Consider the following 15,160-nt stretch of genomic DNA (forward strand, 5'->3'; position numbering starts at 1 on the left):
ACATCTATCTTTTGACAGCTCTGCCATGTCAAAGACGGCATATTCTATAAGAATTTCGGGCACAATAGGATTCGGTTTATTTTTCCACATTTCACTGATTCAATTGATATATCTTCTATTCTTTGGTTACTTTTGGATATAAAAAAAAGAGCTTTTTAGCCCTTCTTTCTTGAGATAAAACTTCTTAACCAAAACGCCCTGTAATATAGGCCTCAGTGAGCTGATGATCTGGCTGGGTAAAGACTTTCTCGGTCGAGTTGACTTCGATCAGATCACCTAAATGGAAATAAGCAGTCCGATCAGAGACTCGCGCTGCCTGCTGCATGGAGTGAGTCACAATAGCAATGGTGTATTGGGTTGAAAGCTCGGAGATCAGTTCTTCAACTTTGGCTGTTGCAATCGGATCGAGTGCTGAACAAGGTTCATCCATTAGAATCACTTCAGGAGAAACGGCAATCGTCCGTGCAATACATAAACGCTGCTGCTGACCACCCGACAGCCCCGTACCCGGCTGATTTAAACGGTCTTTGACTTCATCCCATAATCCCGCTTTACGCAAGCTGTTTTCTACAATTTCTTCCAGATCATATTTGTCCCGTGCCAAACCATGTAATTTTGGCCCATAAGCGACATTGTCAAAAATCGACTTTGGAAAAGGGTTTGGCTTCTGGAACACCATCCCCACCTGCGCACGCAGCAATACCACATCCAGATTCGTGTCATAAATATCCTGATGATCCAGCAACACCTTACCGGTTACACGACAGCGATCAATCGTGTCATTCATCCGGTTTAAGGTACGCAGGAATGTTGACTTACCACAACCTGAAGGACCGATAAAAGCAATCACTTCATTTTCATAGATGTTCAGATCAATCCCTTTAATTGCTTCTGTTTCACCATAGTAAACATGTACATCTGAGGTACTGATTTTGACCTGATCTGACTTTTTCGGTGCTTTGTTTTCAGCCTGAGTATCAAACTGGGAAACAAAAGCAGTCGCCGGCTTTTGGGTCACAGAATCTTGGGTAAATTGTGTATGTTGTGGATTCACAGACGGATCCTTTTCTAAGGCATTTATAGTTGGATTTGCTGTATTCATATTCTGCTCTTCCTTACCAACGGACTTCAAATTTCTTACGTAACCAGATGGCTAAGCTGTTCAGGCTGATCATCATGGCCAGAAGTACAATAATGGCTGCTGCAGTACGTCCTTCGAAGAAGTTACGTAGCTCATTGCCTTGCCACAGGAAAATTTGCACCGGCAATGCTGTGGATTGATCAAATGGTGAAGCCGGTACACTTGCGACAAAAGCACTCATCCCGATCAATAATAGCGGGGCCGTTTCACCCAGTGCTTGTGCCACACCAATAATCGCCCCCGTCAAAATACCTGGTAGTGCAAGCGGTAAAACATGGTGAAATACGGTTTGCAAGCGTGATGCACCTAAGCCTAATGCTGCCTGACGAATGGATGGCGGTACGGCTTTAAGTGATGCACGCGTAGTAATAATCACAGTCGGTAGTGTCATCAAACTTAATACCAGACCACCCACCAACGGTGCTGACAGTGGTAAATGCATCCAGCCAATAAAAATCGCTGCACCGAGTAAACCAAAGACAATGGAAGGAACTGCTGCAAGGTTATTAATATTCACTTCTACGACATCGGTAATCCAGTTCTTTGGTGCAAATTCTTCAAGATAGATGGCCGATGCTACCCCGATCGGAATCGAGATAAAGATCACGATCAGCATCATGAACAATGAGCCCATAAATGCGCCTGCGAGACCTGAGGTAGCAGGTGAACTGCGCGAGTCCGGACTGGTAAAGATATTGGTATTAAAGCTACTTTCTATGATTCCGGCAGCTTTCATATCATCCGCAAGCTGACGGACTTCAGGACTGAGCTGTTGCTGTTCATCGGGCAGATCGCGGTCAATATTGCCAGCCAGCCAGACATCAACATTGGCATCTGCGAGAATTTTTACGTCTTTGGTTTGACCGACCAGAGCCGGATTATTCAGTACCATATCCCGCAGACGATACGCTTCTGAACTGGTATATAAATAGCCCAGTTCATCACGCTGGCTTTCCAGCTTACTGTCTTTGGCAATCATGCCATTTACAATCAAGGCATCCCAGTCAACCAGACCGACCTGCATTTGCCAATCCACCATACGCTGTTCAAATTGTGCCTGGGATTCTCCCGCAGCCTGTTTAGGTTTAGGATTAATATTGACAATGGCTGGATCAAAATAAATCGGCAAGCTCATACTGCTTTGCCAGAATGCCGGCAAACCTTTGCCCAAAATACTGCCGAAAAGAACTACCACAAAGAACAAACCAGCCAATACGGCAGAAAGCCCCATGACACGAAAGGTTTTTTCTTTGCGATGACGTCGTGCCAGAGAGCTTTGAATGGTCTTCCTGCGCTTTTCACGTTGCTCAGCAGCCACAGATGGATCAATAGGCTGATCTACAGGCGTTGTATTTGAAGTACTCATTAGTCGTATTGCTCTCGATATTTACGCACGATGTACAGTGCAACAATGTTCAGCCCCAAAGTAATGACAAACAAAGTAAGACCTAAGGCGAAAGCCACCAGCGCCTGCGGACTGGCAAAGTCAGTATCACCCGTCAACTGATTGACGATGGTAATGGTCACTGTTGAAACTGCTTCCAGTGGATTGGCATGCAGTTGCGGACTGTTTCCTGCTGCGAGTACCACAATCATGGTCTCACCAATGGCCCGCGATGCCGCCAGCAAAAAAGCGCCAATAATGCCGGGTAAAGCGGCTGGTAATACGACCTGACGAATCGTTTCAGATTTGGTCGCGCCCAGACCTAAAGAACCATCCCTCAAGGCACGTGGTACCTGGGTAATAATGTCGTCTGATAAAGATGACACGAATGGAATAATCATGATGCCCATGACGAAGCCAGCAGTAAGCGCACTGGTGGCATTAATATCAATACCGACCAAAGCACCTAGACTTTTAAGAAATGGCCCCAGAATCATTAAGGCGAAAACACCGTAGACAATCGTTGGAATTCCAGCCAAAACCTCAATGGTCGGCTTTGCCCAAGCTCGGAAGCGTGGTGATGCGTACTCGGCCAGATAAATCGCAATCATCAGTCCTAAGGGGACTGCAACAAGTAATGCAATCCCGCTGACCATCAATGTTCCCCACAGCAATGGCAATAATCCATAACTGCCTTCGGCATGACCCGTGGTGCTAAAACCCGGATCCCATTCGGTGCCAAAGAAGAAATCCAGTGGACTGACAAAGCTGAAGAATCGCATGGCTTCGCCAAACATCGACATCACAATGCCGAGTGTGGTCAGGATGGCTACTCCAGAACACAAGGCCAGCCCGATATTCATGATCTTTTCGACCTGATTCCGTGCACGAAAATTCTGGCTGATCCGTTTTTTTGCCCAGACCAGACCGGCCAAAGCCACAGAAATGACAACTGCCAGTTTGGCAAAAGTACCGATGGTAGAAAATTTAGCTAATTGTTCTGCTGCTGCAAGTTCATAAGCAGCCGGCTGATCACTGACACCGAAACCGGAAGCCAATGCCTGTACACGATCTATGACCACACTCAGACTGGCTTGATCCAGATGAGTCAAAACATCATGAGGCAGGTGTTTAATTACGACCTGTTCCAGCAGGCTAGGTTCAACAATGTTCCATGCCATCAGAATCAAAAATGCAGGAAGTCCACACCACAAAGCTACGAGCGCGCCATAATATCCAGGACGTGAATGTAGCATCTCAGAATTATTGCCCTGACCTGCTAGTTTCCGGCTTTTACTTAATCCGATTTGATAGGCGATGGCAATTAAAGCCAGTAACACACCTATAAGTAGCAGATTCATGTATTCTCCATGGTTCTTTTCAGGATTTTAGTCTGTGAAAAAACTTGCTTGCCATGAAAAGCCGATGACAGGTCGACTGTCACCAGCATTTCCCTAAATCCTGTTTTATTTCACTACTACGGCTTTTGCAGCCTTAAAATTTGCCAGCACTGCTGCACGTTCTTTGTCTGACATTGAAATCAAGCCGGCTTTTTCCAGCTTGGAACCCTTACCCGATACCTTTTTATTCAGGAAATACTCTGTGAACTGTTGCAAACCTTTGATTGATTTCAGGTGTTCGCCTTTGACATAGAAGAACAATGGACGAGATACCGGATAAGCACCATTTAAAATGGTCTTTTCAGAAGGTGCCACGTTATTGACTGTAGCTACACGCAGACGATCACGGTTCTGGTCATAGAAGCCCAGGCCGAATACGCCAACAGCGCTCGGTGAGGTTTTTAAGCGTGCCAAAGTTTCAGTATAGTCACCTGAAATTTCAACAACACGGCCATCTTTACGGAAGCTGGTACATGCTTTTTTCTTGGCATCTTTATCTAGAGACTTAATTGCAGCATACGTTTCACAGCCTGCATCCACCATCTTCTCCTGGAAGACTTCACGTGTGCCATGATTTGAAGCCGGAATCACTAAAGTGATGGGTTCATTCGGCAAAGCTGGATCAATCTGGTTCCAGCGGGTATATGGATTAGCCACCATTTTCCCTTTAGAAGGTAACTGCGCAGCTAAAGCAGCATAAACATGCTGAGGTCGTAATTTATAAGCGGCTTTATTCGAATTAGATGCAAAGACAATCCCGTCATACCCGATCTTGATTTCTAGTACCTTGTTGACACCATTCTTTTTACATTCTGCCAGTTCGGCACTTTTGATTTGACGCGAGGCATTGGCAATATCAATGGTATTGTCCCCTACACCATTACAGAACTGTTTTAGGCCGCCAGATGAACCACCTGAACCAACGACTGGTGTTTTAAACTGAGGGAAAGTATTGCCAAATTCTTCAGCGACAATACTGGCATAAGGTAAAACAGTAGAAGAACCTGCGATTTGAATAGTGTCACGTGCTGCATTCGCTGTCGTGGATGCCGCTACCCCCGCTGCAATTAAGATTGCTATATTTGTTAAGCGCATTCTGGATCTCTCTCATTTATTAAAATTTCGAGTACACCACTTTTGATTCAGTTGAGTACCTGTTTTCGATATTCACATTTTGATTTTGGAATATGACAGCCGGGTTACAGCTTTATGACGGTTTTATGATAATTAATCCGTCACCTGATCAAGACAATATAATAGAAAAAAGACCCTGTTCAGGGCCTTTTTATTTAAGTGGTGGGTTCAGTAGATTCAGGCAAGAGTACCGGTTTCCTGCGATATTTCATCACATACATCACCGTCAAAAACAGCAACCAGACCGGCACCAATGCAACAGCAATCTGCATTTCTTTGGTAAAGCTCATGATCATTAAAATCATGATGATAAATGAAATCGTCAGGTAATTACTCCAGCGGCCAAACAGACTTGGGAATGCGGTCGTCTGCTGCTGTTCCTGCATGGCTTTTCTGAATTTCAGATGGGTCAGTGAAATCATCAGCCAGTTAATCACCAGAGCTGAAACCACCAGTAGCATCAGAATACCAAAAGCTTCACCCGGCATGAGGTAATTCATTAATACACAGATACCGGAGACTGCTGCCGAGAATAGAACAGCATTTACCGGGATACCACGGCGGTTAATTTTCTTTAAGAATGCCGGTGCATTACCCTGCTGAGCCAGACCCAACAACATGCGGGTATTACAGTAAATACAACTGTTATAGACTGAAAGTGCAGCGACCAAGACTACAAAATTAAGAACATTGGCCACGCCGTGACTATTCAATGACTGGAAAATCATTACGAACGGACTACCGCCTTGCGCCACCAGATTCCATGGATAGAGACATAGCAACACACCTATGGCGCCAATATAAAAAATGAGTACACGGTAGACAATTTGATTGACTGCTTTTGGAATGGTCTTTTCTGGATTTTTGGTTTCACTGGCGGCAATACCAATCAGCTCCAGCCCACCAAATGCGAACATGATCACAGCGAGTGCCATCATAAAGCCCGACCAGCCCTCAGGGAAAAATCCGCCATGCTGCCACAAGTTGGTCACACTGGCCTGACTTCCTGCAGAACCGCTAAAAAGCAGATAGATCCCGAATCCGATCATGCTTAAAATGGCAATGATCTTGACCATGGAAAATATAAATTCGCTCTCACCGAAGAATTTGACATTGACCAGATTGATCCCATTCATAAGCAGGAAGAATGCCAGTGCCGTGAGCCAGGTCGGAATCTCCGGCCACCAGAACTGAATAAAAGTACCAATTGCACTCAACTCAGCCATACTGACTAAGACATAGAGCACCCAATAGTTCCAGCCTGAAATAAAGCCTGCTTTTTTGCCCCAGTATTTATTGGCAAAATAACTGAATGAACCACTAACCGGTTCATGCACCACCATCTCACCCAATTGGCGCATGATCAGAAATGCAATGATGCCAGCAATGGCATAGCCTAAAAGTACTGATGGACCTGCCAGCTGAATCGTATGTGATAAACCTAAAAATAATCCTGTACCGATCGCTCCGCCTAAGGCGATTAGCTGAATATGCCGGTTGGAAAGCTGTTTTTTTAATTGATGATCTTCAACATCCATATTGTCACTCCTTGTGAACAATTTTTTTAATTTCTACATTTTGCTAGATTGCCTTTTTGTAGGGAGGTGTATTCTGCTCAACCAGCTGCTTATAACCATATTCACCATAGTCATAGCGTGCCACGACTTCAGCAAACTGTTTTAAACGTTGTGGTGCATCCATACGTGGGAGTTGCAGTTCAATCAGACATAATTCCTCAGCCTGATGAACTTGTGCGAGTGTACGCTTTAATTCTGCCGGGGTTTTCACTATATGAGCCTGATGCGGAGTATCAGCAGAAAAGACTTGAGCAAACTGGCTGTATTGCCAGTTCTGAATATCGTTGTACTTGGCATTTTCACCCATGATCAAACGTTCAATGGTATAGCCGCCATTATTTAAAATAAAAATTACGGGTTTTAAGCCTTCTCTTAATAAGGTAGAAAGCTCCTGAATGGTCAGCTGAATCGAACCATCACCAATAAACAGCAGATGACGGCGCTGTGGTGCAGCAAGCATACTGCCAAGCAAGGCAGGCAAGGTATAGCCGATTGAACCCCAGATCGGTTGTACCAGATACTTGGCGGTCACTGGCAAGGTTAGTCCAGACAACCCCGCATTGGCGGTGCCCACTTCTGCCACAATCACATCATCTTCCTGTAAGAATTCAGAAATCTGCTGCCAGAGTGCAGTTTGGCTCAGCGCAGTATTTTCTTCGATCTGTTGAGTTTGTAACGATGGTTTCGGTGCAGGATTAAAAGTACGTGGTTGATCATCTAAAGTCTGTTTTGAGATAGCTTGGATCAACTGAGCTAAATCCAGTCCACTGATCATCTGCCCATCCAGACAAAGACAGGAATCCGCCAGATACAACATATTTTGTACGGATACACGATGTGAGAAAAATGCGGTGGCAACATCGGTAAAACGTGGCCCAATAGCGATCAGGCAATCCGACTGTTCCACCAGCTGACAAGTCGATGCTGCGCTTGCTGCACCTGCATAAACGCCCGCATATAAGGGGTGACTTTCATTCATGATATTTTTGGCAGTAGACAGACAGGTATAGGGAATCTGCATGCGCTCAGCCCAATTTTGCAGCATATCGGTAAGCTGGAAAATTTCTGCTTCATTGTCAATGAGCAGGACTGGCTGACGTGCCTGTTTGATGCGTTTGGCTATCCGTGCCGCAGTTTCTTGCAGAAGTTTTGGATCACTCTGTGGACGGCTCAGATCCAGAGGCTGCTTAGGTGCTTTAATCTGAAGATGGGTAATATCCGATGGAAGCTGAATATGAACCGGTCGACGCATCAATATACATTGCTTTAATACCCGGTCAATTTCACTCACTGCATTGGCTGGAGTCAAACGCGTTTGTGCCACAGTAAATTCGCGCATACAATTCATGATATTGTCATAATCGCCATCAATCAGGGTATGGTGTAACAAAGCGCCCTGCTCTACGGCATGCAAAGGCGGAATACCGGAAATATGCACCATGGCAACCTGCTCGGCATATGCACCTGCAATGCCGTTAATCGCGCTTAAGTCACCAACACCATAAGTGGTGAGTAAAGCGCCGACACCATGCAGACGTGCATAACCATCTGCTGCATAAGCTGCATTTAGCTCATTACAGTTACCAATAAATTCCAGTTTTGGATCAATTTCGATCTGTTCTAAATAGGAGAGATTAAAGTCGCCTGGCACACCAAAAATATGCTGAATTCCTAGCTCTTGCAGGCGCTGATTAAGGTACTGACCAATTTCCATAAACATTATTATTTTCCCTATCACTTATTATGCTTCAATTACAGAATATTGCATTTCATTTTCTGATTTCGTGCATAATGCAAGTCACAATGATTCAAAAACACATAAAACGTGTATCGGATAAGGATTCAATGCAATGGATGCAATGGATAAATTTGACTGGAAAATCATCCAGGCTTTGCAAAAAAATGGGCGCCTGACGAATCAGGAAATCGGAGATTTAATCGGTTTGTCAGCCTCTCAATGTTCTAGACGGCGTCAGCTGCTAGAGCAAAAAGGAATTATTTTGGGTTATAGCGCCTGCATTCATCCTGAAGCTTTGGGAATTGCAGTTTTGGCTATGGTTCAGGTCAATCTCAAAACACATGACGCAGCAGCGAAGATCGCTTTTCAACAATTGATTGAAGAAGAAGAAGCTATTCAGGAAGCTTTTTCTTTAAGTGGTGATGCAGATTTCATGTTAAAAGTAGGCGCTAAAAATCTGGAAATGCTGGCAAATTTTGTGACTGAAAAATTACTAAGCTGTAATTTTATCGGCCATATCAAATCTTATATTGTCTTAAATAAATTCAAGCAATTACATTTTGATTTTCAGGCTGCCCGCCCTTTATTACGTTGATATATTTTAAGTAAAAGAAAAAAGCTCAAGTTAAACTTGAGCTTTTTTTGATTTAATTTTTATTGATATGAACAACCTGTTGAATCGTATTTTCGAGCAGGCCACTCAGTCCAAACTGTGCACCGATGCCCGAATGTTTCCATCCACCAAAAGGTACATGCGGGAAAATCTCACCATGCGTATTGATCCACGCCGTACCACAACTCAGTCGTTGAGCAAACTGCTGCGCCTGCTCCAGATTGGATGACCAGATCGAACCACCTAAGCCAAAATCCGTATTGTTGGCTTCAGTCAGTACTTCTTCAATATCGTGATAACGAATCAAAGGTAACACCGGACCAAACTGCTCTTCCTGCACCAGACGGCTATCTGGGCTTACATTGGTCACAATTGTTGGTGCAATAAAATAGCCTGTATCCGGTAGATTCTGACCAGATGTCATGACTATTGCACCTTCATCCTGAGCTTCCTGAATCATGGTCTGAACTTTTTGGTATTGCTTGATGTTTTGCACTGGGCCAAAAGTAGTCGTCTCGGCTAAACCATCTCCCAGAGATTGTTGCTGTGCGACTTTTACTAATTCCTGTGCCAGTGCATCATACTGACTGTCATGCACATACAGCCGTTTCAACGCTGCACAGGTCTGGCCCATGTTGATAAAAGCTCCATTAAAGATTCGGGTTGCCATTGCCTGGATATCGGTATCTGGCAAAACAATGCCTGCATCATTGCCACCAAGTTCCAGTGTCAGATGTTTGAAAGTCGCGGCTGCATTTTGCATGATTCTTTGCCCAGTCGCAGTTGAACCGGTAAATACCACTTTGGCAATTGCAGGGTGACTGGTCAGCTTAGCCCCAACTTCTCCGCCTCCTGTAAGTATAGAGACCACTCCAGGTGCAACCTCTTGCTGAATCAGCTCACCGAGTCGAAGTGTCGACAATGGGGTAAATTCTGAAGGTTTATTGATCACCACGTTGCCAGCGCGAATTGCCGGCATGATATGCCAGACAGCAATCATTAAAGGCCAGTTCCATGGGGTAACCGATGCCACGACCCCTAAAGGCCGATGATGAAGTTCGATCCGCTTGTTGGCATCATCCTGTAAGATTTCAGTTTCAATTTTGAGTTCTGCCTGATAGCGGGTCCAGGCAATGGCCCCACCGACTTCAAATTCAGCCAGTGCATAGGGTTTGCCCTGCTCCTGCACCACTAAACGCGCTAATTCTTCTCGGTGTTCTTCAATACGATCTGCAATACGATGCAGGATTGCCTGTCGCGTTGCATCATCCGTATTTTTCCAGTGTTGAAATGCCTGCTCGGCACTACGGATGGTATCTTCAATTTGTGCTTCCGAGGGAGAGGAACATAGGGCCAATACCTGCTCATCAGCAGGATTAATCACCACAAAACTTTCGGCAGCGCCTTGTACCATTTTTCCTTGAATAATACAGCCAACGGGTTGGGATACATGCAAATTAGTCATCTCTTCATCCTGAATCAGATATTTTGTTGTTCCCTGACATTAGCTGATTTTGTCTGAATGGAGCTTGCATATCACATTAGGCATAAAGTCCTGAATGCACATTTTGTGCATGGAAAATAGAAGAATCATCTTTCGGGATGCTTTTTTGGAACTTTAAATATTGCTTCCTTTAATTTTTTGCCTATAGCTCATTCTTCCTTACATCCTGTTCGAATTTATGCAACAGGATGTCCTGATCTTTGAAATTTCGTAGAACATCACATTGGCCTATATTGGAAATAAAGAATCACAGTGATAGCGTCATGAATAGCACAACCATTCCAGTTTTCAATCCCGATTTACCGATTCACATGACATTTGAAGAACATGACTGGCATCTCCTGGCTCAATATTGGTATCCAGTGGCCTTAGCCCGTGATGTCTCTGAACAGCCGCTAGGGACAATGTTGTTAGATATGCCACTGGTCATTTACAAGATGCAGGATCAACTGATCGTGGCCAAAGATGCCTGTCCACATCGTGGTGTGCCTTTAAGTTTGGGAAAAAATGATGGTCAAGGCATCGTCTGTCCTTATCATGGCTTGCGTTTTGGTACACAAGGTAAATGCAACCGTATCCCTGCCCATCCACAGCATAAAATTTCAGATCGTTTTCATTTACGGACCTATGCCGCGGTTGAACGTTATGGTCTGATCTGGTGTTCACTGACAGCTGACAAAGATGCTGAACCGAATATTCCAGTGATGCCTTATTGGAATGATGCAGATTATCAGCAACTGGTTTGCCCACAAGTCGACATCAAATGTTTTGCTGGCAGACAGCTAGAAGGCTTTATTGATGTCGCCCATTTTGCCTGGGTACATCCGGATACCTTCGGTGATCCGAATGATGTTGAAGTCCCGAATTACACTACAACAGAAACTCAATATGGTTTCAGTGCTGACTATATCAGCAGTGTCGGCCGTTATCCGATTGGGTTAGATCAGCGTGGTCAGGAAGATTTTAAATGGCTACGGCATTTTGAAATTAGTCTGCCCTTTACCGCAACCCTGACCATCCATTTCCCTAATGATGCCAAACAGGTGATTATGAATGCTGCCTCACCGATGACCGCCCGTCAGACCCGACTGTTTGCTCCCATCTGTCGTAATTATGATAAAGACTTACCTGTCGAAGAAGCCTATGATTTTAATCTGAAGATTTTTGAAGAAGATCGTCTGATTGTCGAAAATCAGAAGCCTGAGTTTTTACCGCTAGACTTATCTCTGGAAGCACATTTCCCGGCAGATCGCAGCTCCAGTATGTACCGTAAACTGTTAAGGAAAAAAGGCTTTAATCCTTTATTTGCAGCTTAATCACCTTGAAGCTGATGATCTATATATGGATCAAAACCCAATAAAAAAGGAGATCATCTAGATCTCCTTTTTTCACCTGCAACCGCTTATGCGATTGGCGGTGTATAAGTACCATCAGCAATTGAATCTTTGATACGGTCCGCTTCTGCAAGCACAAGTGCCAACAGGTTCTTCACGTTTTCAAGCGTTGCAACCGGGCTTAAAGTCGTCATTTTCAGAGATTGAACCTGACCGACTTTAGTGACACCAATGTTCGCTTCACCACGCGCAAACAGTTCATCCGCGACGTTCTGATTTAAGGCATCGACAAACTCAGCTGGATAGCCTGCTGGAACCACACGGAACAATACCGATGCAAATTGTGGCTCAACCAGAAGTTCCAGACCATCAGTTGCCTTGATGTAATCTGCGACTTCACGAGTCAATTTCACGCCATGGTCGATCATCGAACCATAAAGCTCTTCACCCAACGCTTCTACAGTCATCCACAATTTCAACGCGTCGAAACGACGAGTGGTTTGTAGCGACTTCGACACCAGGTTAGGTACACCGTGCTCTTCGTCATAAGCAGAGTTCAGATATTCTGCTTCGTAGTGCATGAAACGATAGTTCGCTTCATCTTTCAGCAAGAACGCACCACATGAAATCGTCTGGAAGTAATGCTTATGGAAATCCAGTGTCACAGAATCAGACAGCTCGATGCCATCCAGCATAGAACGATAGTCATTAGACAGAATCAGTGCACCACCCCATGCTGCGTCGATGTGCATCCACGCACCATATTTATTGGTGATTTCACGAATCTGTTTCAGTGGATCAATTGCACCCGCATCCGTTGTACCCGCAGTTGCCACCACACATGCCACGATTTTACCTTCAGACTGAAGATGCGCCATGGTTTTTTCCAGAGCATCAACATCCATCTGAGCATTTTCGTTAACAGGAACAGTCACGACAGACTGGAAGCCCATGCCCATCATCGCCATATTCTTTTGCACAGAGAAGTGTGCATTTTCAGAACAGATGACTTTAACGTTACGCATTGCATCCGCTGGGATACCATCACGTTGAACAGACCACGGATTACCGTTTTCGTCTTTCCAGTTTTTTGCGATACAGGCATCACGCGCCAGCAATACGCCCATCAGGTTGGATTGTGTACCACCAGAAGTGAATACACCCGCCTGACCTGAACCATAGCCAACTTTCTGACGTAGCCAGTCAATTAGCTGCACTTCCATCAAAGAACCCGCTGGGCTTTGATCCCAAGAGTCCATTGACTGGTTAGTGGCATTAATCAACACTTCCGCGATCTGGCTAGTGACCATCGTTGGGCAATGCAAATGCGCTAAAGAATGCGGGTGATGTACTTTCAAGCTCTTGTTGAGGAATAGCTCAACCATACGCTCTAAAGACTTTTGTACGCCCAGACCTTCTTTAGAAGGATTGAAAGCAATTGCGCTACGCAATTCCTTGATGCTACCGCCAGTATACATCTTGTCGTTTTGCAACCATGCTGCAACCGCTTTGGTCGCCTGATCCATCGCCGACTCATAGTCAGCGATAGATGCAGCATCATTGCAGAGTAACGCTTTACGGTGTTCTGCAAAATCTACCATGAATTATGCGCCTCGAACTGCGACTAGAGCTTCAGCAACCGCTTTCTTGAAGCGAACCAGAACTTCTTCACACTCAGCCTGAGTGATGATCAATGGGCAAAGTAAACGGATCACTGTACCGTTACGACCACCTTTTTCCAGCAACAGTTTGTTGTTGAAACAAGCGGTTTGAATTGCTGCAGCCAATTGGCCATCAGCAGGGAAAGAACCCATATGGTCTGCTGGTTTACGCTCGTCGACGATTTCAACACCGATCATCAGACCGCGACCACGTACGTTACCAATACATGGGAATTCAGCCGCCAGTTTTTTCAGTTCAGCTTGCAGGAAATCACCACGTTCTTGTGCATTTTGCGCAAGATTTTGTTCTTTAATGGTTTGTAGCGTCGCAAGACCTGTACCCATTGCCAGCTGGTTACCACGGAAAGTACCGGTATGGCCAGCAGGTTGCCATGCATCGAACTTACGTTTAATACCCAGTACTGCAAGTGGCAAGCTACCGCCAACGGCTTTAGACATTACAACCACATCAGGTTCGATACCAGCATGTTCGAATGCGAACATTTTGCCTGAACGCGCAAAGCCTGCTTGAACTTCGTCAAGAATCAACACAATGTTGTGTTTTTCAGTCACTTCACGGATTTTCTGCAACCATTTTACAGGTGCTGTTACCACCCCACCTTCACCTTGAATCGCTTCAAGAATCACAGCTGCTGGCTTGGTTACACCGCTTTCGACATCTTCAATGAAGTTTTCGAAATAATAAGTCAAAGCATCAACGCCCGCTTCACCGCCTAGACCCAATGGGCAACGGTATTCATGCGGATATGGCATGAATTGAACGCCTGGCATTAAACCATTCACCGAGTTCTTCGCAGACAGGTTACCTGTCATTGCCAAAGAACCGTGAGTCATACCGTGATAGCCACCAGAGAAGCTGATCACTGAACTACGGCCAGTAAAGGTTTTGGCAAGTTTAATCGCTGCTTCAGTCGCATCTGCACCAGATGGACCACAGAACTGTAAGCAATATTCTTCTTTGCCACCTGGCAGGTAAGCCAGAAGTGCTTCAGTAAAAGCATCTTTTAAAGGAGTTGTGAGATCCAGCGTATGCAATGGAAGACCGCTTGCAAGTGTGTCCTGGATACTTTGAATGACCGCAGGGTGATTATGGCCTAATGCCAATGTCCCTGCCCCAGCTAAACAATCAAGGTACTCCGTACCTTCAACATCGGTAACCCAGCAACCTTGTGCTTTCGCTATCGCTAACGGTAATTTACGTGGATAACTACGCACATTCGATTCCATCTGACTTTGGCGAGTCAAGTAGTATTCGTTTGTGGAATTGGTGGCAGGATTTACAGAAGAAACGCTCATATCGAATTACCATCTCTGATATGGGTTGAAAGAAATAAGTCTGGTGACTTGCGGTCGTTTGACTCGGTGCTTTATATAATCTAGTTAGACAATTTTCTATTCAGTAACTAGGAGAGGCGGATGATACAGTTTTTTTCAGGAAAATAAACAACTTTTAGTATCAATTTGCCTCGGCTGTTATTGAAAAAATATATCAAAAAATGTTGCTGTCTAAATTATCAACTTTATGCATGGCAATGACAAGGAACCCTAAACATTTTATGCAATTTTGTTGTCATGAATACAACAGTGTAATTATCAAACAATTATCTCAATAAGTATATAATTTTTATCACATTTAGTTTCTATATACCTATA

General features: G+C 44.7%; 11 protein-coding genes. 2 read left to right on the plus strand and 9 right to left on the minus strand.

Features of this window, described 5'->3' with window-relative positions:
- Positions 1 to 184: 184 nt before the first annotated feature.
- From pstB to FTU03_RS05555, 6 genes are all read right to left on the minus strand, one after another.
- Positions 185 to 1,102 carry a phosphate ABC transporter ATP-binding protein PstB gene (pstB, locus tag FTU03_RS05530; protein ID WP_218946477.1) on the minus strand — a complete coding sequence of 306 codons (918 nt, stop codon included), beginning with the start codon at positions 1,100 to 1,102 and terminating at the stop codon, positions 185 to 187.
- 13 nt (positions 1,103 to 1,115) lie between these two features.
- Positions 1,116 to 2,507: a phosphate ABC transporter permease PstA gene (pstA, locus tag FTU03_RS05535; RefSeq protein WP_179992253.1), complete on the minus strand. Its 1,392-nt coding sequence runs from the start codon at positions 2,505 to 2,507 to the stop codon at positions 1,116 to 1,118.
- Complete coding sequence (gene pstC, locus FTU03_RS05540; protein WP_179992252.1) at positions 2,507 to 3,886, minus strand: phosphate ABC transporter permease subunit PstC; 1,380 nt, start codon at positions 3,884 to 3,886, stop codon at positions 2,507 to 2,509. Before pstC ends, pstA begins: the two co-directional genes overlap by 1 nt.
- 105 nt (positions 3,887 to 3,991) lie before the next feature.
- Positions 3,992 to 5,020 carry a substrate-binding domain-containing protein gene (locus FTU03_RS05545; protein WP_179992251.1) on the minus strand — a complete coding sequence of 343 codons (1,029 nt, stop codon included), beginning with the start codon at positions 5,018 to 5,020 and terminating at the stop codon, positions 3,992 to 3,994.
- A 194-nt stretch (positions 5,021 to 5,214) separates the two neighbouring features.
- A complete protein-coding gene (locus tag FTU03_RS05550; RefSeq protein WP_159123120.1) occupies positions 5,215 to 6,597 on the minus strand; it encodes an amino acid permease in 1,383 nt (460 codons plus the stop codon).
- Positions 6,598 to 6,640: 43 nt separating this feature from the next.
- On the minus strand, positions 6,641 to 8,356 hold the full coding sequence (locus FTU03_RS05555) for an alpha-keto acid decarboxylase family protein (RefSeq protein WP_179992250.1): 1,716 nt from the start codon (positions 8,354 to 8,356) through the stop codon (positions 6,641 to 6,643).
- Positions 8,357 to 8,495: 139 nt separating this feature from the next.
- Here FTU03_RS05555 and FTU03_RS05560 point away from each other — a divergent pair, with 139 nt between their 5' ends.
- Positions 8,496 to 8,969 (plus strand): Lrp/AsnC family transcriptional regulator, encoded by a 474-nt coding sequence (locus FTU03_RS05560; protein ID WP_034703664.1) that lies wholly within the window; start codon positions 8,496 to 8,498, stop codon positions 8,967 to 8,969.
- Between the two features lie 52 nt (positions 8,970 to 9,021).
- Here FTU03_RS05560 and FTU03_RS05565 read toward each other — a convergent pair whose 3' ends face one another.
- The gene (locus FTU03_RS05565) at positions 9,022 to 10,452 is read right to left on the minus strand and encodes an aldehyde dehydrogenase family protein (protein ID WP_179992249.1); all 1,431 of its coding nucleotides are present in this window, start codon (positions 10,450 to 10,452) and stop codon (positions 9,022 to 9,024) included.
- Positions 10,453 to 10,754: 302 nt separating this feature from the next.
- Here FTU03_RS05565 and FTU03_RS05570 point away from each other — a divergent pair, with 302 nt between their 5' ends.
- Positions 10,755 to 11,807 carry an aromatic ring-hydroxylating dioxygenase subunit alpha gene (locus tag FTU03_RS05570; protein ID WP_179992248.1) on the plus strand — a complete coding sequence of 351 codons (1,053 nt, stop codon included), beginning with the start codon at positions 10,755 to 10,757 and terminating at the stop codon, positions 11,805 to 11,807.
- Positions 11,808 to 11,893: 86 nt separating this feature from the next.
- Here the strand turns inward: FTU03_RS05570 and FTU03_RS05575 are convergent, their stop codons facing one another.
- Entirely contained in the window at positions 11,894 to 13,426 is a 1,533-nt protein-coding gene (locus FTU03_RS05575; RefSeq protein WP_125278393.1) for an aspartate aminotransferase family protein, read from the minus strand.
- A 3-nt stretch (positions 13,427 to 13,429) separates the two neighbouring features.
- Entirely contained in the window at positions 13,430 to 14,803 is a 1,374-nt protein-coding gene (locus FTU03_RS05580; RefSeq protein WP_159123116.1) for a diaminobutyrate--2-oxoglutarate transaminase, read from the minus strand.
- Between the last annotated feature and the right edge of the window lie 357 nt (positions 14,804 to 15,160).

Origin of the sequence: Acinetobacter sp. YH12046, assembly GCF_013419905.1 — a bacterium.
Lineage (GTDB): Bacteria > Pseudomonadota > Gammaproteobacteria > Pseudomonadales > Moraxellaceae > Acinetobacter.

Excerpts from the sequence above, each read along its gene's own strand:
- FTU03_RS05550 (WP_159123120.1), bottom strand. The coding sequence starts at position 6,597 with ATGGATGTTGAAGATCATCAATTAAAAAAACAGCTTTCCAACCGGCAT.
- FTU03_RS05575 (WP_125278393.1), bottom strand. The coding sequence starts at position 13,426 with ATGGTAGATTTTGCAGAACACCGTAAAGCGTTACTCTGCAATGATGCT.
- pstA (WP_179992253.1), bottom strand. The coding sequence starts at position 2,507 with ATGAGTACTTCAAATACAACGCCTGTAGATCAGCCTATTGATCCATCT.
- FTU03_RS05545 (WP_179992251.1), bottom strand. The coding sequence starts at position 5,020 with ATGCGCTTAACAAATATAGCAATCTTAATTGCAGCGGGGGTAGCGGCA.
- pstC (WP_179992252.1), bottom strand. The coding sequence starts at position 3,886 with ATGAATCTGCTACTTATAGGTGTGTTACTGGCTTTAATTGCCATCGCC.
- pstB (WP_218946477.1), bottom strand. The coding sequence starts at position 1,102 with ATGAATACAGCAAATCCAACTATAAATGCCTTAGAAAAGGATCCGTCT.
- FTU03_RS05565 (WP_179992249.1), bottom strand. The coding sequence starts at position 10,452 with ATGACTAATTTGCATGTATCCCAACCCGTTGGCTGTATTATTCAAGGA.
- FTU03_RS05570 (WP_179992248.1), top strand. The coding sequence starts at position 10,755 with ATGAATAGCACAACCATTCCAGTTTTCAATCCCGATTTACCGATTCAC.
- FTU03_RS05555 (WP_179992250.1), bottom strand. The coding sequence starts at position 8,356 with ATGTTTATGGAAATTGGTCAGTACCTTAATCAGCGCCTGCAAGAGCTA.
- FTU03_RS05560 (WP_034703664.1), top strand. The coding sequence starts at position 8,496 with ATGGATAAATTTGACTGGAAAATCATCCAGGCTTTGCAAAAAAATGGG.
- FTU03_RS05580 (WP_159123116.1), bottom strand. The coding sequence starts at position 14,803 with ATGAGCGTTTCTTCTGTAAATCCTGCCACCAATTCCACAAACGAATAC.